Here is a 21,109-nt window from a genome sequence, read left to right on the forward strand (position 1 = left end):
CGCAAAACTCGGCGGATGGACCGGCTACGCCTCCCACCGTCCACCTGGACCAATCACCTTCCACACCGGAATGGCCCGCTTCCAAATCCTCGCAAATGGCCCGACAAACGTGTAGATGCACTAGTGCGAAAGCGGGGACCCACAACCACGGATGCTCTTTGTTACGCGATTTGGAACGACGAGTCCGATTCACAACATCCGCCGCGGCGACGACAGCGGTGTATGAGGCGACTGCCTCTACTCCGCCATCTCCGCCGGCGGGTGGGCGGCGGGACCAGCGAGCGGGCGCTCTTCCATCGTGATCATGCAGATCGAGGCGGTGGTCAGCAGCACGGCGGCGGCGCCGAACACGTAGCGGAACGCATGGATCATGTCGGCCATCGGGATCGCGCTGACGGTGCCGGCGGAGGCGGCATGATGCTCGCCGGCGAGCGAGATGTCGGTCCCCAGCGTCATCAGCAGGATGGTGGTGAAGGCGGCGACCGTGAAGGAGGCCATCATCGCGCGAAAGAAGTTCATCGCACCGGTGACGGTACCGACCTGCGGCCGCGCCACCGCGTTCTGCAACGACACCACGCTGATCGGGAATGTCGTGCCGAGGCCGAGCGCGAACACGCTCATCAACAGCAGCAATCCCCACAGCGGCAGCGTCGTCACCGCCATGCCGACGGCGCAGATCGCCGCCACCGAGGTGCCGACGATAGCGACGCGCTTATAGTGTTTGGCCTTCGCCATGGTCCGGCCGGCGATCGCCGCACCGAAGGTCGAGATCGCCGCGAGCGGGATCAGCGCGAGGCCGGCCTCGCTGGCGGTGAGGTGATAGACCACCTCGTAATAGAGCGGCAGGTGCACGGTCAGGCCGACCATGGCGCCGAGCGCACAGCCGCCCGCCCCCATCGCGAACGGCACCACCGAGCCGCCAAGCAGCGACAGCGGCAGGAACGGCTCGTCGGCGCGGCGCGCGTGCCAGACGAAGGCGCCGGCGAGCGCGATCGAGGCGCCCACCATCGCGGTGATGGTCGGCGACAGCCAGGACAGACGGGTGCCGCCCCAGGTCAGCACCAGCATCAACACGACGGCCGAGGCCATCAGCAGGATGCCACCGAGCCAGTCGACCTTGCGCTTGCGGTGGAACACCGGGATCTTGCCCATCTTCGGCAGCAGCAGCGCCAGCGCCGCCGCCGCGAGCGGCAGGTTGATCCAGAAGATCATCGACCAGTGCAGATGCTCGGCGAATACGCCGCCGACCACCGGGCCGAGGATGCCGCCGGCCATCCAGACGCTGGAGAAATAGGCCTGATAGCGGCCGCGCTCGCGCGGGCTCACCACGTCGGAGATCACGGTCTGGACCACCGGCATGATGCCGCCGCCGCCGAGCCCCTGCAGGCCGCGGGCGACGATCAGCATCGTCATGCTGGGCGCGATCGCGCACAGCACCGAGCCGACCACGAACAGGCTGAGCGAGGTGATGATCATGACGCGGCGGCCATAGATGTCGCTCAGCGTGCCGAACACCGGCGCCACCGCGGTGGAGGCGAGCAGATAGGCCGTGATCACCCAGGACAGATTGGTGACGTCGTGAAACTGGCGCCCGATCGTCGGCAGCGCGGTCGCGACGATGGTCTGGTCGAGCGCGGCCAGGAACATCGTCAGCATCAGACTGATGACGATGGTGCGGACTTCGTCCGGATTGAGCGGTGCCGGCGGCGCCAGCGGCGGCGCTTCGCTGAGTTCGATCACCTCGCTCGGAAGGCGGGACAGCTCTTCGGCAATGTCGTCGGGCAATGTCGCTTGGTCGGCAGGAATCCGGCTCTGCCGTTCATACTTGTTCATTTGAGGCGTAATGCTGCTGCGCGGGCGCGTCCCGCGATGGAATCATTCTCTGCTTCGCAACTTATGCAGCAATTGAATGCTGAGGCAGGCACCCCAGCGCATGGGTGCATCCCGCGGCGACGTTCTCGCGGTGACGTGATCGCGGACGCGGCGACGACGTCACGCTTTAGTCGTCTTGCCCAGCATTTTCGGCCGCTTCTTCAATTGTGCCCGTTTCGGCAGCAGCGCCGGCCATCGCACGATATGATCCTCGAGATCGGCGTCGTTGACGTCGAGCTCGGTGCCCTCCACCCGCCCGCGCACCGAGACCCCGGCTTCATGGACGGTGTTGGGATCGCCCGAGATCAGGGGATGCCACCAATAGAGGTCCCGCCCCTCGGCCACCAGCCGGTAGCCGCAGCTCGGCGGCAGCCAGTTCAGCGTCCGGACGTTTTCGGGCGTCAGGCGGACGCAATCCGGAACCTGGTCGGAACGGTTCGGGTAGTCCTTGCAGGTGCAGAGGCCGGAATCGAGCAGCTTGCAGGAGATATGGGTGAAATAGATCTTGCCGGTGTCCTCGTCCTCGAGCTTCTCCAGGCAGCACCGTGCGCAGCCGTCACACAGGCTCTCCCATTCGGCGTTGGACATCTCTTCCAACGTCTTGGTTTTCCAGAAGAATCCCTCCTGGTCCGACGGGCGCTTGGGCGATGCGGTCATGATATCCCTGAAATGGCGGTGCCACTCTTCTTGGGATGCCGGCAACGCTTGCGCAAGGGGGTGGTATTGCGGGGTCGAAAAAGCCGGTGGGCAGCGTTACGGCTCCCATTAAATTCACAAGCCGCGCCATTGGTTTATGGCAGCCGCTCGGATAGAACAACGAACGAGTCCCCATCGACGCAAAAGCGCCTTGGGATTGCCGCAACATCGAAGCAAGACGCTGCCCTGTGCCCGGTTTGGGCGCCCGCAGCGCAGTCGAACTGATCAAGGGTCCGGTCCTTTCAGATCATGCCGTCCCATTGGAAACAGAAGGTCCGGAACTTCTTCCTGGACCTCGATGCGCGTATCGACTCGACGCTGTTCTCGTCGGGCAAGGGCCTGCGCGAGCTCTACGAGCGCTATTCCACCTTCATGGACCGCTTCTATGTCGGCCGCTGGAAGCGCTGGGTGTTCATCGAGCCGCTGTCGGAGGCCGCGACCCTCGGGCTCGGCGGCATGATCCTGATGCTGACACTTGCGATCCCCGCCTTCCGCGAGACCGCCGACGAGGACTGGCTGAAGAAGTCCGACCTCGCGGTGACCTTCCTCGACCGTTACGGCAACCCGATCGGCAGCCGCGGCATCAAGCATAATGACTCGATCCCGCTGGAAGACTTTCCGGACAATCTGATCAAGGCGACGCTCGCGACCGAGGACCGCCGCTTCTACGACCATTTCGGCATCGACGTGCCGGGCCTTGCCCGCGCGCTCGTCACCAACGCGCAGGCCGGCGGCGTCCGCCAGGGCGGTTCGTCGATCACCCAGCAGCTCGCCAAGAACCTGTTCCTGAACAACGAGCGCACCATCGAGCGCAAGGTGAAGGAAGCCTTCCTCGCGATCTGGCTGGAGACGCGGCTCACCAAGAACGAGATCCTGAAGCTCTATCTCGACCGCGCCTATATGGGCGGCGGCACCTTCGGCGTCGACGGCGCGGCGCACTTCTACTTCAACAAGTCGGTGCGCGACGTGAATCTCGCGGAGGCCGCGATGCTCGCCGGCCTGTTCAAGGCGCCGACCAAATACGCCCCGCACATCAACCTGCCCGCGGCGCGCGCCCGCGCCAATGTCGTGCTCGACAACCTCGTCGATGCCGGCTTCATGACCGAGGGCCAGGTGTTCGGCGCCCGCCGCAATCCCGCGGTCGCGGTCGACCGGCGCGACGAGAACTCGCCGAACTACTATCTCGACTACGCCTTCGACGAGATGCGCAAGCTGGTCGACACCTTCCCGAAATCCTACACCGAGCGCGTCTTCGTGGTCCGCACCGCGATCGACATGAACGTGCAGAAGGCGGCCGAGGAAGCGATCGAGAACCAGTTGCGGCAGTTCGGGCGCGACTATCACGCGACGCAGGCCGCGACCGTGGTGTCCGATCTCGACGGCGGCATCCGCGCCATGGTCGGCGGCCGCGACTATGGTGCGAGCCAGTTCAACCGCGCCACCGACGCCTATCGGCAGCCGGGCTCGTCGTTCAAACCCTATGTCTACACCACGGCGCTGCTGAACGGCTTCACGCCGAACTCGAAGATCGTCGACGGCCCGGTCTGCATCGGCAACTGGTGCCCGCAGAACTACGGCCATTCCTATTCGGGTCAGGTCACGCTGACGCAGGCGATCACCCGCTCGATCAACGTGGTGCCGGTCAAGCTCTCGATCATGATGGGCGGCAAGGAAGGGCCGAAGGCGGGCCGCGCCAAGATCGTCGAGGTCGCGCGCCGCTTCGGCCTCAAGGCGCCGCTGCCCGATACGCCGTCGCTGCCGATCGGCTCCGACGAAGTCACGGTGCTGGAGCACGCGGTCGCCTATGCGACCTTCCCGAACCGCGGCAAGGCGGTGACGCCGCATTCCGTGCTCGAGGTGCGCACCGGCGCCGGCGACCTGGTCTGGCGCTGGGATCGCGACGGCCCGAAACCGCGGCAGGCGATTCCGCCGAACATCGCCGCCGACATGGCCGGCATGATGAGTCACGTGGTCAGCGAAGGCACCGCGCGCCGCGCCGCGCTCGACGGGATTCCGACCGCCGGCAAGACCGGCACCACCAACGCCTATCGCGACGCCTGGTTCGTCGGCTACACCGGCAACTTCACCTGCGCGGTCTGGTACGGCAATGACGACTATTCGCCGACCAACCGCATGACCGGCGGCTCGCTGCCGGCGCAGACCTGGCACGACATCATGGTCGCGGCGCATCAGGGCGTGGAGGTCAAGGAGCTCGTCGGCGTCGGCATGGGCCAGAAGCTGCCGCCGCAGCCGGCGCAGGCCAATGCCCAGGCCAACGCGGCTCCGCGCGTATTGGAAACCAAGCCGGGCCCGCCGCCGGTCTTGACCAAGCGCGGCGCGGATATCCTGGTGCGGGTCGAGAAGCTGCTCGATGACGCCGCCAGGACCGCCGGCAAGACCACGCTGAACGAGTCCTCGAAGACCGGCAAGGCCGAGTCCTCGAGCGCGCTGGCGTTCCCCGAAAACTACGTTGCCGCGGCCGGGCCGGACGGCGCGACACCGGCACCGCCACGCAAGAACTAACGTGCGGCTCCTCCTCACCACTTTGCTGGCACTCGTCATCGCCACCGCCGTCGGCCTCGGCCTGACCTACGCGACGGCGACCCGCGGCACCGATCTCGGCACGCTGAAGATCGGCGCCTGGACCGCGCGGCCGAAGAGCGGCACCTCCGACGTGGATCCCTATTCGCGCGCCACCATCGCGCGCAGCGGCGAGCTGCCGATCGGCACCGGCGACGGCATCGCGTTCTCGGCGATATCAGACGACAAGAACAAGCCACTCGACGGCCGCTGCGACATCGTGGTCAGCGGCGTGACACCGGCGGCGCGGTTCTGGACGCTGACACTGTTCGACCGCAAGGGGCACCTGGTCGCCAACTCGCTGCAGCGCTACGGCTTCACCAGCCAGGAGATCATGCGCGCCTCCGACGGCACGTTCGAGATCCACATCGCCTCGCGCTCGCGCGCCGGCAACTGGCTGCCGACCGGCGGCATCGAGCGCTACGCGCTGATGCTGCGGCTCTACGACACGCCGGTCGGGGTCGCGACCCGTACCCAGCGCGACGCGCCGATGCCGTCGATCGCAACGACGGGCTGCCCATGATCCGCGTGCTGCTCACCATCCTCGCAGGCGTGCTGCTCGGCGGCGTGGTGCATCTCGTCAGCGTGCTGGCGCTGCCGCGCATCGCCTCGCAGGATGCCTATTCGCGGCTGACGCCGATGACCAAGCTCAACGAGGTGACGCAGCTGCCGCTGGCCGACCCGAGCCATTCGCCGATGCCGCTGATGGATCCGGCCTTCGCGGTGGCGATCTGCCGCTACGATCTCTCCACCGGGCCGCTCAAGCTCACCGTGCCGGTCAGCCAGGCCTATACGTCGGTGTCGTTCTACACCCGCAACGAGGTCGCCTATTACGCGATCAACGACCGCTCGGCCGGCAAGAAGGTGATCGAGCTCGACCTGATGACGGAGGCGCAGCACAACGAACTGCCGGAGGACGAGGAAATCACCGCCGCCGACCGGCTGATCATCGACTCGCCGACCTCAACCGGCCTGATCCTGCTGAAGGCGCTGGCGCCGGAGCCCGGCCTGATGCCGCAGGCGCAGGCCTCGCTCGCCGCCTCCTCGTGCAAGGTGCAGACCGAGCCGGTCGCGGCCAAGCAGGAAGCGCCGCCGCCTTTGCCCGCACCGGCTCCGCCGCCTGCCGCTCGCAAGCGTTAGTTCACATCCAGTGCATGCCGGCCGCAGCGGCAGGTCTCGTAGTCGACGGGATCGTGGCTGTTGACGATCGTCACATCGGCGTCATGCGCCGCCTTCAATTGCCGCAGCCGCTCCTGGTTCTGTATGCGCGTCGCGCGATCCATGTCCGCCCGGCGCTGGAACATGCCGAGCACCAGCGGGATCCGTGGCCTGGCATCGAGCTGCGCGTGGTGGAAATAGGCGTCGCCGGCGTGCAGCAGCCATTTGTCCTTGTCGCGCACCGCGATCCCGCAATGGCCGAGCGTGTGGCCCGGCAACGGGATCATCAGGATGTCCGGCTCGCGGTCGCCGAGCGCGCGCACGCCCTTGAAGCCGAACCAGTCCTCGCCGCCGGCACCATAGAACGTCCAGTCCGGCCCGTGCTGCCACTGCGCCGTGATGTAGCGCCCCTGCGGCGGCGTAACCTGATGCGTCACCGCCATGTCGTACTCCTTGCGATGGACGTGCACCTTGGCCTTCGGAAAGTCCGGCACACCGCCGGCGTGATCGCGATCGAGATGCGTCAGCAGCACATGACGCACATCGTCCGGCGAGAAACCGAGCGCCTTGACCTGCCACGCCGCCGTCTCGGCCGGATCGAGCCGCGGCGTCGTCTGCCGCACCCATTTGCGTCCGAGCCGAGGCGGGTCGCCGATGTCGTCGAGCCCGATCCCGGTGTCGACCAGTACGAGGCCGTCATTGCTCTCGACCAGCAGGCAGTGACAGACCATCCGCGCCCGCTGGAAGATGCTGCCGCTGCCGTTCACGAGCCGCTTTCCGATCGGGCACATCGTGCCGGTGTTGAGATGGTGGATGCGCATGACAGGTCCTCCGCTGTAACAGGCGCAGACTTGCCACTCGTTTTTCCATAGGTAAAATATTGTCTTTCTATCCATGTGATAGGATATGCCTATGGATATCCGCGAACTCCGCTACTTCGCCGCAGTCTACCGCGAGCGCAATCTAACCGCCGCGGCGAAGCGCTGTTTCATATCGCAGCCGTCGATCTCGGCGGCGATCACCAGTCTCGAGGCCGAGCTCGGCACCACGCTGTTCATCCGGCACAAGAAGGGCATGGCCCCGACGGCCTCAGCCGCGCAGTTTCACGGCATCGCCCGCCGGATCATCGACGAGGCGGACGCGGCGCGAAATCTCTTCCGCAAGCCCGCGACGCGGCAGGCGCTGACGCTCGGCCTGTTGCGGACGCTCGATCAGGCCCGGACCATCGCACTGCTGAAGCCGCTGACCGGCAATACCGATCTTGCGCTCCGGCTGGTCGGCGCCAGCGAGAAGGCCGACGCGCGGATCGTCGCCAAGACCATGGTCGGCGCCGGCGAGCACTTCATCCCGCTGTGGAGCGAGCGCTATGTCGCGGCTCTGCCGCCCTCGCATCCCCTGACGCTGAAGGAGACGCTCCGGACCACCGACTTCGCCGGCGTTCCGATGATCGATCGCTGCCATTGCGAGCAGCAGGAATTCTTCAAGCGCACGTCACCGCCGCGCAAGCCGGTGGCGATCGCGGAATCCGAGGAGTGGGCGATGGCGCTGGTGGCGGCCGGGGTCGGCGTCGCCATCGTCCCCGAGGGCGTGGCGCGCGGCAATCCTGATGTCGCGATGCGCGCGATCGATATCGACGTGACGCGCCAGGTCGGCCTCGCCTACCCCTCGGCCCACCCGCCCTCCGATGCGCTGAAGGAATTCATTGCGAGCCTGCCGCGGCAAGCCAACAGTCGCCGGGTCAAATCGACGGCGAAGAAAACGAAGCGTGCCTAGACTAGCCCTTCGTCACCACGGCCTGGCCCGTCACCGGCGCGGAGATGAGCGGCGCATTGGCGGTGAGCCGGGCGAGTTCGTTGATCTGGCGTTCGGCGTCGGCGGCCATGCCGTCGGGCGCCTGGATCACCAGTCGCTCCAGCGCCCAGCGATAGGACGAGATCCGCCGCTCAAGGGCTTGCTGGACCCATTGCACGATCAGCGTGTTCTCTTCCATCCGCGCCACCGCATCAGCCCGCTCGCGCGGCGACACGTCGGCGATCATGTGGAGGCTGGCATTGCGCTTGCGATCGAGCTCGATCACCTGGATCGCGGTGGCGAAGAACGGCTCGAAGCGGGTGATGTCGTCGCGCACCTCGTCGATCAGCAGCGAATAGCGCGAGGCGAACGAGCGATGCGGCTCATCGATCAAATTGCGGCCATAGGCGGTGCGATCGAACACGACTCGCTGCCGCCACGGCGAAGGCAGCGGCTGGTAGTCGCCGAATACGCTCTTCCACGCCGGACGCGACAGCGGCGGCTCGATGAACTGATAGGCGAGGTCGCGCAGCTGACGTTCGTGTTCGGTGAGCTGGAATTGCGAGGCGTTCTTGCCGATGCTGCCGGTCGCCTCGGCACCGATCCAGCGATGCATATCGTCGTTGCGGAAATCGGCCCGGGTGCGGCCGAAATCGCCGCCGCTGCAGCCGGCGAGCGCCGAGCCCGCCAGCAGCAGGATCAGCGCCGGGAGTGACCGCCGCGCGACGGTCCGCTGCACAAGCTCCGGCATTGCCCGATGTCCGCGATCAGGAGCGGCGTCGGCGACGGCGGCCCTGCGCAGTGCCCTGCTCCGGTCCGCGACCACCGCCGGTCTCCTCCGTCGTTCGCTCGATCCGGACGACGGGAAGGATCAGTACGGTCCCCATGCCTTCGCCGGCAGCACCGGCCATGCTCGGCCGCCGTGCAGCCGCATCCGCCGGAAACTCAACGATGGTGCCCATGTTCCGTTCTCTCTGGCCCCGCACGGACATGATTTGCCCCGCGCACGCCGAGTTAAGAACGCGCATGGTTAATGACATCTTAAGCCGCCGGTACGGACGGTTACGGATATGGCGCTGTGCCTTAATAGACACGCGCAAATTCAAGCATTCACCTTCACGGCTTGTTTTCCTTAACTGCCTCTTAAAACAGCCTGCGTAGGCTCGCTGCCACAAGGTTTTCAAATCGAAGTCTACTGGCAAGTCGCGTACGCCCCGAGATGAGCGCAGCTCCGCTATTTCCTGGTTTCGATGGGCTGATGACGCTCTCCCGTCGCGAGGGCGTCGACATCCGCCCGACGCTGCTGCGCGTCCTGACCGACCTCTATGTGCAGGCGAGCGCACACTCCGCCGATGAAGAGCGCCAGTTCATCGAGTTGACGACGCGCCTGATCGACGAGGTCGACGACGCGACCCGTGCCGCGGTCCGCGCGCGGCTTGCGATCTATCCGGCGACGCCCGCACGGATCGTGGACAAGCTCGGGCTGCGCCGCGTCGGTCCCGATCAGCCGATGCCGGCGGCCGCGCCGATTCCTGCGCCCGCCCCCTCCGCGCTGCCGGCCAATATCCCGACCGAAGCCGAGCTGCGGATGGCCGCGAGCCTTGCCATGCGGCCGAACGATGCCGCTGAAATCTCCGACATGTTCTTTGCCGCCAGCACGAAGGAGCGCGCGCAGATCCTGCACAATCTGCAGGAGACGCCGCTGAAGGCCGCGGCGCGGATCCCGGCCGCGCGCGCAGCGCGCGCGATCCATATCCTGGAGATGGCAGCGTTTGCCGAGGACCTCGATAACTTCACGCTCGAACTCGGCGAAGCGCTGATCCTGCCGTCGCGGATCGCCGCGGACGTCGTCAACGATTCCGGCGGCGAGCCACTCGCCTGCGCGATGCGAGCGCTCGACGTGTCGAGCGCCGCGTTCCAGCGGATCCTGATGTTCCTCAATCCGGAAGCCGGCTCCTCGGTCAATTACGTCTATCGGCTGTCGCGGCTCTACGATCGCCTGAGCGAGCGCTCGGCGTTGGTGATGCTGGCGGCGTGGCGCGGCTCGACCATGGCGGTGGCCCGCGCCAGGTATCGCTCGTCGCTCTATGACGATGAGCGTCATCGCGTGCGCGCGACATCCTCGCAGACGCGCCCCGCGTTGCAACCCGGCAGCGCGCCCGCTGTCCGAAATCAGAAGTCTGGAAGTTAGCCCTTCGCCAGATCGAGGAAGTGCCGCCCGGCACGGTCCTCGGTCTCGACGATCCAGGCATCGGGATCGAAGCGGAGCTCCTTGGTCAAGCGCTCTTCGACAGATGGCTCCGACACCGGCTGTGGCGCGGTCGGCACGAACAGCCGCTCGACCGGACGGCTGTCGTCATAGACCGTCTGCGGCGCCGGCGCATACAGCATCGCGTTGCCGTCCATCAGCGCCACCTTGACGAACACGGCCCCGGCTTCCTCGGCGCCCTTCTTGCGGACCGCGCCGAACACGCCCTCGGTCTGGCAGCGGCGCAGATACGCCGCGACCCAAATGCTTGTTTTCAATCGCATGCGCCGACCTATAAGCCAGCGGCGCGGTCACGTCCAATTGTCACAGATGTCGTCACGCCGCGGCGGGTTGACCGAACCAATCGTCACCCATATCCTTGGATACGCGGTGCAAGCCGCGCCCGGGTCCACGGGAAGGGTTGAACCCACTTGCATCAATTGAGCGGCCACCCAAGCCTTTGTGCAGCCGGTTTTGTGGACCATCGGCGATGATGCACGGAGGTTTCCATGGACCGATCGCCCGCGCGATTGAATCTCGATCATCTGAAGAAGCAGGCCAAGGAGCTCATTCGCCTTTATCGGCGGCAGGCGCCAGAGGCCTACGCGCGTTTCCGGCATGCGCTTCCGGCTGCGGCCGGGTGCAGCGACGCTCAAATCGCCGCGCTTGATCTGCGGCTGCACGATGCGCAGTCCTGCGTGGCGCGCGATCTCGGCTTCGCCTCCTGGCCGGATCTGCGGCGCTATGTCGACGCACAATTGCCGCTTGGTAAAAGCAAGGCCGATCGCGTGCGGCGATGGCTGCAGCTGGTCTATGCCGCGGACGTCGCCGGCACCACCGACCGCGCCAATCCGCGCGTTGCGGCGCGGATGCTCACCGAGGATTCCAGTCTTGTCGCCGACGATCCCTATCTCGCCTGTGCCATCGGCGACGCAGAAATCGTTCGGCGTACCGCAATGAGTGATCCCACGTGGGTCAACCGTCCCGGCGGTCCGTTCAAACTGCCGCCGTTGGTCGCCGTAACGCATTCCAGCCTGCTGCAGCTTCCGGAATTTCAGACGCGGCTGCATCGCTGCGCACGCCTGCTGCTGCAGGCCGGCGCCGATCCCGACCAGCACATCAGCAGCCGCTGGCCGCCCGGAACGCTCGACGCACCCGATGACAGCAATCCGCTGTCAGCGCTGTACGGCGCCGCCGGCCGCAACCACGATCTCGAACTGACCAGACTGTTGCTCGAAGCGGGCGCCAATCCGAACGACAATGAATCGCTCTACCACTCGCTCGAAGGCTCGGTGACGACTGGCCTGCTGCTTGAGCATGGCGCACGGATCGCCGGCACCAACGCGATGTACAAGGTGCTCGATGACGAGAACGTGGCGGCGCTCGACCTGCTGCTGCGGCACGGCGGCAATCCAAACGAACCCGCCGGCAACGCGCCGCTGACCGAATGCGGCTCGCCGTTGCTGTGGGCGATCCGCCGGCGGCGGTCGCGAACCTGCATCGCGATACTGCTCGACGCCGGCGCAGATCCGCGCATCACAACACCAGGCGGGCTCAGCGCCTACCGCTACGCATTGCAGTTCGGACTGACCGATGTCGCCGAGTTGCTGCGCGAACGCATCGGCGATGAGACGCTTGCCGATGATGAGCGGTTCGTCGCGGCGTGCAGCAGCGGTGACGAGAACGAGGCGCGGCGAATCCAGGCCAGTCGGCCCGATCTTCCAGGTTCACTTTCACCGCAGCAATTGCGATTGCTTCCGGAGCTTGCCGCGGCAGGCGGCGACGATGCTGTGCGGCTGATGGTCGAGCTCGGCTGGCCGATCACGGTGCGTGGCGGCGACTGGGATGCGTCGGCGCTCAATCACGCCGTGTTCCGCGGCAATGCCGAACTGACGCGATTCCTGCTCGAGCACGGCGCGGAGTGGACCGAGCAGCACGGCTTCGGCGACAACGCGTCCGGCTCCTTGTCATGGGCCTCCTGCAACGAGCCGGTCAGCGGCGGCGACTGGGTGGGCTGCGCGCAGGCCCTGCTCGATCACGGCATGCCGCGCGCTATTCCGGATCGCCACGATCCGGAATGGGTGCTGGTGGCCGGCCGCAGGAAGCTGTTCTCCGACGAGGTCAGGGACGTTCTGCTTGGCGACGCGCCTTAACTCGTCATGGCCGGGCTTGTCCCGGCCATCCACGTCTTGGCTGCAACAAGTCTCAAAGACGTCAATGCCCGGGACAAGCCCGGGCATGACGAATACATCTTCAATGCCTTCGCAGAGAGACTACTCGATCGAATGGCCGATCATCGCGCCGAGCTCGCGCACCAGGCGATCGGACATCTGTCCGGTCACCGGCAGCTTGCGGGCGCGCTCGAACTTCGCGATCGCGTGCTGGGTGTCGGCGCCGATCGTGCCGGTCGGCTTGAGCTGGCCGTAGCCATACTCGGTCAGTGTACGCTGGACCGCGGCGATGCGTTTTCCGGCCGGGCTCAGATGCGCGGTCGGGATCGGTGCCGGCGGACGAACGACGTTTGACGGTCCGGCGGCCGGGGACGGTGCGGCGGCCGCCGGCGCGGTGGTCGATTTCAGCACCAGATTGGCCATCGGATCGACCGGCTTGGCCTCGGCCTTGGGTTCTGCCGGCTTGGCTTCGACGGACCTGGTCTCGGCCGGCCTGGTCTCCACCGGCTTCACGTCGACGGGCTTGCTCGGCTCCATGGCGGCCGGCTCAATCGATCGGGCAGCGGCCTCGGCCGGACGCGGCCGCGGTATCGGGCTGGTGGCCGCGGCAACCGGGGCCGGCGGCGGCAGCGTCACAACCGAACCGCCGAACATCGGCGACGGATGACGGCCGGCCTGCAGGAACAGCGCATTGATCAGGATCGCAACGATGGCGGACGTCGCCAGCACGCCGGCAACCAGATCCTTCGGACTGTGCAGCAGCAGGCGCAGGACGAGGCCACGTTCCTCCTCGGCCGCGATGGCCACTGCCTTGGCGCCGCGGCGACGGCGCGGCGTTTCATCGTCATCCAAAGTCTGTCTAGGCACTCTTCTTCACCTGATGGGTTTGCTCTTGTAGTCCGGAACGCAGCGCGGGCTTCAGGGTCGAGACGTTGCTGGACGGCTCGACGGCGGCGGGCGGGGTGAACGCCAGCGGCAGCGCGACCGATACAATGGTGCCCTCGCCCACCTTGCTCTCCACATTGATTTCGCCGTGGTGCAGGCCGACCAGCCCCTTCACGATGGAAAGACCAAGACCGGTGCCCTCGTGGCGGCGCTGATAAGTCTTGCCGGCCTGGAAGAACGGATCGCCGATCCGCTTGAGATCATCGGCGGCAATGCCGACGCCGGTGTCCGAGACACGCAGCACCAGCCGCGATCCCTCGACGCCAGCCGACACGGTGACCTTGCCGCCGCGCTCGGTGAACTTGATGGCGTTGGAGACCAGATTGAGCACGATCTGCTTGAACGCGCGCGGATCGCCGTTCACGATCGGCAGATCGTCGGGCACGCGGGTGACGAGATCGACGCCGCTCTCGCGCGCCTTCAACGCCACCAGATTGCAGCAATTGAGCAGCGCCGGCCGCGGCGCAAACGGCTCCGGCGAAATCTCGAAATTCCCCGACTCCATCTTCGACATGTCGAGGATGCCGTTGACGACCGACAGCAGATGCTGGCCGGAATCGTTGATCAGCTGCGCGTATTCCTTGCGGCGGGCCACGTCGAGGCCGAGCACGTCTTCCTGCGCGATCATCTCGGAGAAGCCGATGATGGCGTTGAGCGGGGTGCGCAGTTCATGGCTCATGGTGGCCAGGAAGCGCGTCTTCGACGCATCGGCCTGCTCGGCCACGTTGCGCGCCTGTTCGAGCGCCTGCTCCTGCACCTTGCGATCGGTCACGTCGCGGATCACGGCGACGACCTCGGCATCGGCGGCGGCCTGATCAAGCGGGCGGCAGCGCATCTCAGCCCAGATGAATTCGGCGGCGACTTCGCCCCGCGCACCGTCACGGCGCACGCGGAACTCGACGCTGCGCGAGTCACCGCGCGCGGCGTCCGACAGCGCCGTGAGATAGGCCGGGCGATCGGCGACATGAACGCGGTCGAACAGGCCGTGGCCCAACAGCCGCGATGCCGGCACGCCGAGCATGTTCTCGGCCGCGGGCGAGATGAAGCGCACCGCACCGTTGCGGCTGTGCCGCGACAGCACGTCGCTCATGTTATGCGCGAGCAGGCGGTAGCGCTCCTCCTCGACATAGAGCAGCGCCACGCTGGTGCGCGCCAGCGACTCCGCGCCGAAGGCGAGCCCGGCCGCGTAGAAGATCGCCGATACGAGGCCGAAGCCGACCAGCGTGCTGTTCGAGGCAACCGCGGGATCGATGACCGGCAGCACATGATAATGGCCGAGCACACTCAGCAGCGCCGCGCAGATCATCGCCAGCGCGAACGCAAACGCCACCACGCGCCGCGAGGCCGACAGCGCCGCCTCGATCGGAATGACGACGAGCCACACGGCGGCGAACGAGGCGATGCCGCCGGTCGTCGCCGCGATCATCATCACGAGACCGGCGAGCGCCAGCGACGACAGCACATGCGCGCCTTCATAGCGGCCGGTGCGCGACAGGAACCACGACAGCAGAATCGGCGCGATCAGCCAGGCGAATGCCGCGACCTCGATCGCCGTCGGCGCACCGCGCATCGCAAGAAAGGCAGGGAACGAGGCAAGCGCCGCCAGGCTGCCGAGCAGCCGCGGCGCCATGAAGGCACGATGGCGCGCACGCGTCAGCGCATCATATTGCGCCGACGGATGCAGCAGCGCATCCAGGCAATCGCGGATCAGACTCAAACTACTCACAGCACTCGCGCTTCGGCTCAATCGTCAACACAGACGCGCCGGAACGCCTCCTTCGTGATTGCAGGTCAACGTGTCAGAGCGAACTTAAGCGAACGCTAAGGCTGGGCGGCCTGCCGCCAAACACCGTGCATTGGAGCGGGTTTGACCCGCTATTCACCGGCCATTTGTCGGGGATGGTGAACGGCTGGTTTCCGGATGCGACATTCTATGGTTTCGAAATGGTGGACGCGGCGAATCCTGCGTATCCGGCGGGCGTCGGCCGCCATCAATCGAAAATTTACGGCGAATCAATTCAGGCGAATTTTCCGCGATTTTTCGGCGGATTTACTTCAAGGCAGATACTTCCGATTTATCGACCGATGCTAACCCTCAAGGCCAATAGCGGCATCGACCGCGCAAGAAGCAAGACAAGACAGACGACCGGGATCGCGCCATGTTCTTCCTGCTGCGTTTGGCATTCTGGCTCGGGCTTGTGCTCGTGCTGCTGCCGAGAGACAAAACACCCGAAGCGGACAAGACGCCGCAGATCAGCGCGTCGGACGCGGTGTCGGCCGCGACTGCGACGATCAACGACATGGGTCAGTTCTGCAAGCGCCAGCCGTCCGCCTGCGAGGTTGGCGGCCAGGCTGCGACCGCGATCGGCCAGCGCGCGACCGACGGGGCGCGCAAGCTCTACCAGATCATCACCGACAAGAAGCCACCCGACCACACCGGCTCGATCGGCCAGGACGAGACCAATTCAGCCACCGCGTTCCGCGACACGCTGACCGCGGAGGATCAGTCGATCGAATTCCGCCTGCCGCCTACGCCGTGAGCGGAAACCAAAGCGCGATCGAGCGAGGCAGGCACCGGTTCGCGTGAAGAAAACGCGTCAAAACAGCCGGGAACCGGTTCCATTTTCATCGCTTTCGCGGCCCGCCTTCCTATATAAGCCGTCAAGGACAGGACGCGGGCCACGATGACGACGATCGACGAAATCAGGGACAATTTTGCGCTGCTGGACGAGTGGGACGACCGTTACCGCTATGTCATCGAGCTCGGCCGCACGCTCGAACCGTTGTCGGAGGCAGAGCACTCGGCCGAGAACAAGGTGCAGGGCTGCGTCAGCCAGGTCTGGCTGTCGAAGCGGATCGAGCGCGATGCCAACGGCGAACCGCGCCTGATCTATATCGGCGACAGCGACGCCCACATCGTGCGCGGCCTGGTCGCGATCGTGCTGACGCTGTTTTCCGGGCAAACGCCCAAGAAAATCCTCGGCACCGACGCGCTCGCGCTGTTCGACGAATTCGGCTTCCGCGACCATCTGACGCCGCAGCGCTCCAACGGCCTGCGCTCGATGGTCGACCGCATCCGCAACGATGCGCGCGAGGCGCTGGCGTCCGCCGCGTAGATCTTTACTTCCGCTTCCGCGCCTGCTGGCCGAGGCCCATCTTCTTGGCGAGCTGCGATCGCGCCACCGCATAGTTCGGCGCCACCATCGGATAATCGGCCGGCAGGCCCCATTTGTCGCGATACTGCTCCGGGGTCATGTTGTACTGGGTGCGCAGATGGCGCTTCAGCGACTTGAAGCGCTTGCCGTCCTCGAGGCACACCAGATATTCGGGCGTGATCGACTTCTTCATCGACACCGCAGGCTTGGCCGGCTCGCTCGGCGTGTCGTTGCGTCCGCTCGACACCCGCAGCAAAGCGGAGTGGACCTGGCTGATCAGGTTCGGAATGTCCGAGGCCGGCGTCGGATTGTTGCTGAGATAGGCCGAAACGATGTTGGCGGTCAGCTCGACCGGCGTTTTGCCTGACGTATCGGACATGGCTCAATCTTCCCGTGCTATCGACAGCCCGGCGCCCACCGGACAGTATCCATGCGCAGCAATACATTAATGGAATCGCGTACTACTTTGCGAATATGCACGAATTGCAGCAAATCTGACAACAACGGCCGCGTTTCCGGCTTCGGGCCGGCTGCGCGCAAGTATTGGCGCGGATCTAAGGCCGCTGCTCCAGATGCGACCTGAGCTCGTCGATCGAGGCAAATCGCATCATGCCCTCGGGCATCTGCGCCTCGATCGATCCGTCCGAATAGAGCGAATAGGCCATGCCGTCGACGACGCCGGATTTGAGCACGGTCACCGGCGGCTGCTCCTGGGGCGTCGGCGGATGGCCCGATGACGGTGAGGCGGCGGCCGACTGGGCCTCGCCGAAGGTCGATGGCGTCCGGGGGCCGCGCCGCGGGGCGACGTCGACCGACCGCGGCCGGTCGGCTCTCGGCCAGGCATCGTCGAAGGTTGCCGGCGCGGGTTCGGCCGAACCGCCCGGATTCGGGCGCAGTTCCGGCGACAACAGATCCGGCGTGAGCGGTTCGGCGGCACGCCCCTGGCTCCGCTCGCGCTCCTTGCGCGAGGAGGAGAACAGCAGATTGCGCCGCTTGGGCGGCGCAGCGCCATCCGCGGGCGCGGCGGCCGGTGCAGGCGGCGGCACCTCGCCTGATGCGCCGCGCGAGGCGATCTCGTCGTGCCAGGGCGGCGGCGCCGCGGGAGCGGACGGCGGGAACGCTGGAGCCAGCGGCGGAGGCGCCGAGACCTTCGGCTCAGGCGGCGGGAACACCGGATCGTCGGGAGTGCCGCGCGGGGAAGTTGCAGACGGCGACCCGGACCGCAGACCCACCGCAACGACGGCATCGAGCCGGTCGCCCATGGCCTGGAGTTCGCGAAGGATGGCGGCAAGGGCCACAACAATCACGCCGGTACATGCGCCGGTCACGCCTGTTGCGATCAACGTGCCGCCGACGCTGAATTCCTTGTTTGGAATTCCGAGGCCGATCGCCGCCAAGCCCGCCACGACCAGGCCCGCGCCGACGACCAACAGACCAACCTTCATCGACCTAACCCCCGGGAGACCCGACCGAAAATCGGCGCGGGCCACCAACGCCACGATACCGTCATATTGCCCACACCGCCAACCGCCAATTGTAGACAGAGTTCCCTAAAATCCCGCTTAACCAAGCCGCGATGCGTTGTTTCACCGCGGCCGCAGTGACTGTCGGGCAGCCAGCTCCCGTAGATTTACTGGCTACGAATTGCTGCCAATTTATTGCAACGCATCTGGGAAATTACGCCACAATTACCAATTACTCGGAAACGGAACTGCGCTATGGATGCCGGGGAATGAGGCCCTAAAGCGCCAATCTGGGCCACAGGCACGCCGGTATCACTAGCTATGTCATCGATTACGACGTCTGCCCTCGAGGCGCCTGCGCGGCGCTCGGTGGAGAAGACCTGCGACGATCTCGCTGTCCTCGTCCTCGGCGTGGTCGCCGTGGTCGCCGGCTTGACGTTCCGCGATTACGGTCTGGGCTGGGACGATTACACCCACGCTGAATATGCCGACCTCCTGCTGCGCATGTACGAGTCCGGGTTCAAGGACACCGGCGCGCTGTCGTTTGCCAATCTGTATATGTACGGCGGCGGCTTCGACATGGCCGCGGCCCTGCTGCACAAGATCATTCCGCTCGAACTGTTCGAGACGCGCCGCCTGCTCGGCGCGATCGTCGGCGTCATCGGCCTTGCCGTAACCTGGCGCCTGGCACGCCGCGTCGGCGGCCCGCTGGCGGGACTGGCGGCGCTGCTGCTGCTGGCGCTGTGCCCGACCTTCTACGGCCACATGTTCATGAATCCGAAGGATGCGCCGTTCGCCGTGGCGATGGTGGTCCTGATCATGGGCCTGGTCCGCCTGATCGAGGAATATCCGGCGCCCTCGCCGCGCACCATCCTGATCGTCGGCCTGGGCGCCGGCCTGTCGATCGGCTGCCGCGTGCTTGGCGGGCTCGCATTGATCTACGCCGTGGTCGGCTTCGTCCCGCTCCTGATCGAGGAATTCCGCAAGCAGGGCCCGCGCGAGGCGACCCACCGCTTTGCCCATGTCGTCTATGTGCTGCTGCCGGGACTTGTGCTGGGCTATCTCGTGATGGGCCTGATCTGGCCGTGGTCGATCATGGAGCCCGGACATCCGCTCGAAGCGGTGACCTATTTCTCGCACTTCTTCGAGAAACCGTGGAAGGAGATGTTCGACGGCGCGCTGGTGTCGGTGCCGGACATGCCGTGGTCCTATCTGCCCACCTTGTTCGCGCTGCAGCTTCCCGAAGTGCTGCTGGTGCTGCTGGCAGCCGCCGTCGTCATCACCTTGATGTCGCTGTCGCGCTACGACGTCACCGCAAAGCGCAAGTCGATCATGCTGATGCTGACGCTGGCGGCGACGCTGCCGCTGGTGATCGCGATGGTGAAGCGGCCGGCGCTCTATAACGGCATCCGTCACTTCATCTTCGTGATTCCGCCGATGACGGTGCTGGCCGGCGTCGCATTCGCGCGCGGCATGGACTGGCTCGGCGAGAACCGCCGGGCCTGGCAGCCCGCGGCGCTCGCCATGTTCGCATTCGGCCTCTTGCTGCCGCTCAGCGAAATGATCCGCCTGCATCCGTATCAGTACACGCACTTCAACCACATCGCCGGCACGGTGCGCACCGCGGACAACTTCTTCATGCTGGACTATTGGGGCCTGGCGCTGAAGCAGGCATCCGACGGGCTGCGCGAGCAGCTGGCGGAGCGGCAGGAAGTGCCGCCGCAGAACCGCAAGTGGAAGGTCGCGGTGTGCGGACCGCAGCGCCCCGCACAGGTCGCGCTCGGCCCTGATTTCACGATCGGCTGGGACAGCAACGCCGCCGACTTCGCGATGACGCTCGGCGAATTCTACTGCAAGGGGCTGGCCGCGCCTGTCATGGTTGAGATCAAGCGCGACGACGTCGTGTTCGCCCGCGTCTACGACATCCGCGGCCGCAGCATCTCGAGCCTGCTGGCGATCCCGGCGCCGTAAGGCATCACGCTGCCCACTGACAATTGCCGTTCCGATCGTGGGCCGCATGCCGACATGACTGTCACGCCGTTACCCTGCCTTGCTGCGGTCCGGCGGCGGCGCTACGCTTGGACCAAGCAATAACGCCATCAATGGAGCAATCGGTCATGTCGCCAGCGGAAGCGCGCCTGAAGGAAGTGCCGTCGGATATGAGTGCGGCGGAATGGGAGCAGCGGATCAATCTTGCTGCCTGCTACCGGCTGGTCGCGCTCTATGGCTGGGACGATCTGGTCGATACCCACATCTCCGCCCGCGTGCCGGGGCCCGAGCATCACTTCCTGATCAACCCCTACGGGCTGATGTTCGACGAGATCACCGCGTCGAGCCTCGTCAAGGTCGACCTCGACGGCAACCAGCTCTCGAAGAGCGACTACAGCATCAATCCGGCCGGCTTCACCATCCATTCGGCGATCCACGAGGTGCGCGAGGACGCCGGCTGCGTGCTCCATCTGCACACCGTCGACGGCACCGCGGTGTCGAGCGGCCCCGACGGGCTGCTGCCGCTGAACCAGACCGCACAGCTCGTCACCCACGACCTCGCCTATCACGACTATGAAGGCATCGCGCTCGATCATGACGAGCGGCCGCGCCTGCAGCGCGATCTCGGCAGCAAGAACCACATGCTGCTGCGCAATCACGGCACCCTGACGGTCGGCCGCTCGGTCGCATCCGCCTTCGAGCGGATGTACCATCTGGAGCGCGCCTGCTCGATGCAGGTGGCGACCCGCGCGCTCGGACCGATCGCCTATCCGGTCGACCAGCATGCGATCGACAAGAACACCGAGCTGCTCTCCAACCCGGACCGCGCCGAGCTGCGCTCGACCCAGCTGGTCTGGCCGCCGCTGCTGCGCAAGCTCGACCGGGTCAATCCCGGCTACCGTGATTGAAATTTCACAATCTTCGGGTAGAGTGCTCGCCAACACCCTCTGCACTATCGGCATCAAAACGCCGCCCAATTCCGGGCGGCGTTTTTACGTTCGGGGGCCTGGCCGAGACCCGTAGGATGGGTAGAGCGCAGCG

General features: G+C 65.9%; 20 protein-coding genes. 10 read left to right on the forward strand and 10 right to left on the reverse strand.

Going from position 1 to position 21,109, the window contains the following annotated elements; translation table 11 throughout:
* Positions 1 to 237 precede the first annotated feature (237 nt).
* Complete coding sequence (locus I6F38_RS32135) at positions 238 to 1,833, reverse strand: MDR family MFS transporter (protein ID WP_076833187.1); 1,596 nt, start codon at positions 1,831 to 1,833, stop codon at positions 238 to 240.
* A 159-nt stretch (positions 1,834 to 1,992) separates the two neighbouring features.
* Positions 1,993 to 2,529 carry a YcgN family cysteine cluster protein gene (locus I6F38_RS32140; protein ID WP_092079527.1) on the reverse strand — a complete coding sequence of 179 codons (537 nt, stop codon included), beginning with the start codon at positions 2,527 to 2,529 and terminating at the stop codon, positions 1,993 to 1,995.
* 288 nt (positions 2,530 to 2,817) lie between these two features.
* Between I6F38_RS32140 and I6F38_RS32145 the strand changes: the two genes are divergently transcribed.
* The 3 genes from I6F38_RS32145 to I6F38_RS32155 are packed head-to-tail and all read left to right on the forward strand — an operon-like array spanning position 2,818 to position 6,288.
* Entirely contained in the window at positions 2,818 to 5,091 is a 2,274-nt protein-coding gene (locus I6F38_RS32145) for a PBP1A family penicillin-binding protein (RefSeq protein ID WP_225163240.1), read from the forward strand.
* Position 5,092: 1 nt separating this feature from the next.
* A complete protein-coding gene (locus I6F38_RS32150; protein ID WP_092079521.1) occupies positions 5,093 to 5,671 on the forward strand; it encodes a DUF1214 domain-containing protein in 579 nt (192 codons plus the stop codon).
* Complete coding sequence (locus I6F38_RS32155; RefSeq protein WP_028345337.1) at positions 5,668 to 6,288, forward strand: DUF1254 domain-containing protein; 621 nt, start codon at positions 5,668 to 5,670, stop codon at positions 6,286 to 6,288. Before I6F38_RS32150 ends, I6F38_RS32155 begins: the two co-directional genes overlap by 4 nt.
* Here the strand turns inward: I6F38_RS32155 and I6F38_RS32160 are convergent.
* Positions 6,285 to 7,127, reverse strand: a complete 843-nt coding sequence (locus tag I6F38_RS32160) for an MBL fold metallo-hydrolase (RefSeq protein ID WP_225163241.1) — start codon at positions 7,125 to 7,127, stop codon at positions 6,285 to 6,287. The genes I6F38_RS32155 and I6F38_RS32160 overlap by 4 nt on opposite strands.
* Positions 7,128 to 7,218: 91 nt before the next feature.
* On the opposite strand from I6F38_RS32160, the gene I6F38_RS32165 reads away from it, so the two are divergent.
* Positions 7,219 to 8,079 carry a LysR family transcriptional regulator gene (locus I6F38_RS32165; protein ID WP_225163242.1) on the forward strand — a complete coding sequence of 287 codons (861 nt, stop codon included), beginning with the start codon at positions 7,219 to 7,221 and terminating at the stop codon, positions 8,077 to 8,079.
* Between the two features lies 1 nt (position 8,080).
* Here I6F38_RS32165 and I6F38_RS32170 read toward each other — a convergent pair whose 3' ends face one another.
* Together I6F38_RS32170 and I6F38_RS32175 are read right to left on the reverse strand one after the other, a co-directional pair.
* The gene (locus I6F38_RS32170) at positions 8,081 to 8,848 is read right to left on the reverse strand and encodes a hypothetical protein (protein ID WP_038379546.1); all 768 of its coding nucleotides are present in this window, start codon (positions 8,846 to 8,848) and stop codon (positions 8,081 to 8,083) included.
* Positions 8,849 to 8,864: 16 nt separating this feature from the next.
* Entirely contained in the window at positions 8,865 to 9,059 is a 195-nt protein-coding gene (locus I6F38_RS32175; RefSeq protein ID WP_024579523.1) for a hypothetical protein, read from the reverse strand.
* Between the two features lie 296 nt (positions 9,060 to 9,355).
* On the opposite strand from I6F38_RS32175, the gene I6F38_RS32180 reads away from it, so the two are divergent.
* Positions 9,356 to 10,288: a DUF2336 domain-containing protein gene (locus I6F38_RS32180; protein WP_225163243.1), complete on the forward strand. Its 933-nt coding sequence runs from the start codon at positions 9,356 to 9,358 to the stop codon at positions 10,286 to 10,288.
* On the opposite strand, the gene I6F38_RS32185 is transcribed toward I6F38_RS32180, so the two are convergent.
* Positions 10,285 to 10,629, reverse strand: coding sequence for a DUF1491 family protein (locus I6F38_RS32185; protein WP_016841837.1), 345 nt, complete (start codon positions 10,627 to 10,629; stop codon positions 10,285 to 10,287). The two genes, I6F38_RS32180 and I6F38_RS32185, sit on opposite strands and share 4 nt — an antisense overlap.
* A gap of 225 nt (positions 10,630 to 10,854) precedes the next feature.
* On the opposite strand from I6F38_RS32185, the gene I6F38_RS32190 reads away from it, so the two are divergent.
* On the forward strand, positions 10,855 to 12,498 hold the full coding sequence (locus I6F38_RS32190; RefSeq protein WP_225163244.1) for an ankyrin repeat domain-containing protein: 1,644 nt from the start codon (positions 10,855 to 10,857) through the stop codon (positions 12,496 to 12,498).
* 120 nt (positions 12,499 to 12,618) lie between these two features.
* On the opposite strand, the gene I6F38_RS32195 is transcribed toward I6F38_RS32190, so the two are convergent.
* Together I6F38_RS32195 and I6F38_RS32200 are read right to left on the reverse strand one after the other, a co-directional pair.
* Positions 12,619 to 13,383: a peptidoglycan-binding domain-containing protein gene (locus I6F38_RS32195; protein ID WP_225163245.1), complete on the reverse strand. Its 765-nt coding sequence runs from the start codon at positions 13,381 to 13,383 to the stop codon at positions 12,619 to 12,621.
* Complete coding sequence (locus I6F38_RS32200) at positions 13,376 to 15,187, reverse strand: ATP-binding protein (protein WP_225163246.1); 1,812 nt, start codon at positions 15,185 to 15,187, stop codon at positions 13,376 to 13,378. Before I6F38_RS32200 ends, I6F38_RS32195 begins: the two co-directional genes overlap by 8 nt.
* Before the next feature lie 433 nt (positions 15,188 to 15,620).
* Between I6F38_RS32200 and I6F38_RS32205 the strand changes: the two genes are divergently transcribed.
* Together I6F38_RS32205 and I6F38_RS32210 are read left to right on the forward strand one after the other, a co-directional pair.
* Positions 15,621 to 16,001 (forward strand): DUF5330 domain-containing protein, encoded by a 381-nt coding sequence (locus I6F38_RS32205; RefSeq protein WP_225163247.1) that lies wholly within the window; start codon positions 15,621 to 15,623, stop codon positions 15,999 to 16,001.
* 144 nt (positions 16,002 to 16,145) lie between these two features.
* Positions 16,146 to 16,577, forward strand: coding sequence for a SufE family protein (locus I6F38_RS32210; RefSeq protein ID WP_076833160.1), 432 nt, complete (start codon positions 16,146 to 16,148; stop codon positions 16,575 to 16,577).
* A 4-nt stretch (positions 16,578 to 16,581) separates the two neighbouring features.
* On the opposite strand, the gene I6F38_RS32215 is transcribed toward I6F38_RS32210, so the two are convergent.
* The gene (locus I6F38_RS32215; RefSeq protein WP_057015640.1) at positions 16,582 to 16,995 is read right to left on the reverse strand and encodes a MucR family transcriptional regulator; all 414 of its coding nucleotides are present in this window, start codon (positions 16,993 to 16,995) and stop codon (positions 16,582 to 16,584) included.
* A 175-nt stretch (positions 16,996 to 17,170) separates the two neighbouring features.
* Positions 17,171 to 18,061 (reverse strand): DUF308 domain-containing protein, encoded by an 891-nt coding sequence (locus I6F38_RS32220; RefSeq protein ID WP_225163248.1) that lies wholly within the window; start codon positions 18,059 to 18,061, stop codon positions 17,171 to 17,173.
* A 339-nt stretch (positions 18,062 to 18,400) separates the two neighbouring features.
* Here I6F38_RS32220 and I6F38_RS32225 point away from each other — a divergent pair, with 339 nt between their 5' ends.
* The gene (locus I6F38_RS32225; RefSeq protein WP_028331641.1) at positions 18,401 to 20,050 is read left to right on the forward strand and encodes a glycosyltransferase family 39 protein; all 1,650 of its coding nucleotides are present in this window, start codon (positions 18,401 to 18,403) and stop codon (positions 20,048 to 20,050) included.
* A 146-nt stretch (positions 20,051 to 20,196) separates the two neighbouring features.
* On the forward strand, positions 20,197 to 20,976 hold the full coding sequence (locus I6F38_RS32230) for a class II aldolase/adducin family protein (RefSeq protein ID WP_028331642.1): 780 nt from the start codon (positions 20,197 to 20,199) through the stop codon (positions 20,974 to 20,976).
* Positions 20,977 to 21,109 lie beyond the last annotated feature (133 nt).

Origin of the sequence: Bradyrhizobium sp. BRP56, from assembly GCF_020194035.1 — a bacterium.
GTDB lineage: Bacteria > Pseudomonadota > Alphaproteobacteria > Rhizobiales > Xanthobacteraceae > Bradyrhizobium > Bradyrhizobium australafricanum.

Bases quoted from the DNA above. Each gene is read 5' to 3' on its own strand.
- I6F38_RS32220 (WP_225163248.1), bottom strand. From the start codon at position 18,061: ATGAAGGTTGGTCTGTTGGTCGTCGGCGCGGGCCTGGTCGTGGCGGGC.
- I6F38_RS32160 (WP_225163241.1), bottom strand. From the start codon at position 7,127: ATGCGCATCCACCATCTCAACACCGGCACGATGTGCCCGATCGGAAAG.
- I6F38_RS32140 (WP_092079527.1), bottom strand. From the start codon at position 2,529: ATGACCGCATCGCCCAAGCGCCCGTCGGACCAGGAGGGATTCTTCTGG.
- I6F38_RS32230 (WP_028331642.1), top strand. From the start codon at position 20,197: ATGTCGCCAGCGGAAGCGCGCCTGAAGGAAGTGCCGTCGGATATGAGT.
- I6F38_RS32190 (WP_225163244.1), top strand. From the start codon at position 10,855: ATGGACCGATCGCCCGCGCGATTGAATCTCGATCATCTGAAGAAGCAG.
- I6F38_RS32205 (WP_225163247.1), top strand. From the start codon at position 15,621: ATGTTCTTCCTGCTGCGTTTGGCATTCTGGCTCGGGCTTGTGCTCGTG.
- I6F38_RS32225 (WP_028331641.1), top strand. From the start codon at position 18,401: ATGTCATCGATTACGACGTCTGCCCTCGAGGCGCCTGCGCGGCGCTCG.
- I6F38_RS32180 (WP_225163243.1), top strand. From the start codon at position 9,356: ATGACGCTCTCCCGTCGCGAGGGCGTCGACATCCGCCCGACGCTGCTG.
- I6F38_RS32215 (WP_057015640.1), bottom strand. From the start codon at position 16,995: ATGTCCGATACGTCAGGCAAAACGCCGGTCGAGCTGACCGCCAACATC.
- I6F38_RS32145 (WP_225163240.1), top strand. From the start codon at position 2,818: ATGCCGTCCCATTGGAAACAGAAGGTCCGGAACTTCTTCCTGGACCTC.
- I6F38_RS32135 (WP_076833187.1), bottom strand. From the start codon at position 1,833: ATGAACAAGTATGAACGGCAGAGCCGGATTCCTGCCGACCAAGCGACA.
- I6F38_RS32175 (WP_024579523.1), bottom strand. From the start codon at position 9,059: ATGGGCACCATCGTTGAGTTTCCGGCGGATGCGGCTGCACGGCGGCCG.
- I6F38_RS32170 (WP_038379546.1), bottom strand. From the start codon at position 8,848: ATGCCGGAGCTTGTGCAGCGGACCGTCGCGCGGCGGTCACTCCCGGCG.
- I6F38_RS32165 (WP_225163242.1), top strand. From the start codon at position 7,219: ATGGATATCCGCGAACTCCGCTACTTCGCCGCAGTCTACCGCGAGCGC.
- I6F38_RS32185 (WP_016841837.1), bottom strand. From the start codon at position 10,629: ATGCGATTGAAAACAAGCATTTGGGTCGCGGCGTATCTGCGCCGCTGC.
- I6F38_RS32155 (WP_028345337.1), top strand. From the start codon at position 5,668: ATGATCCGCGTGCTGCTCACCATCCTCGCAGGCGTGCTGCTCGGCGGC.
- I6F38_RS32210 (WP_076833160.1), top strand. From the start codon at position 16,146: ATGACGACGATCGACGAAATCAGGGACAATTTTGCGCTGCTGGACGAG.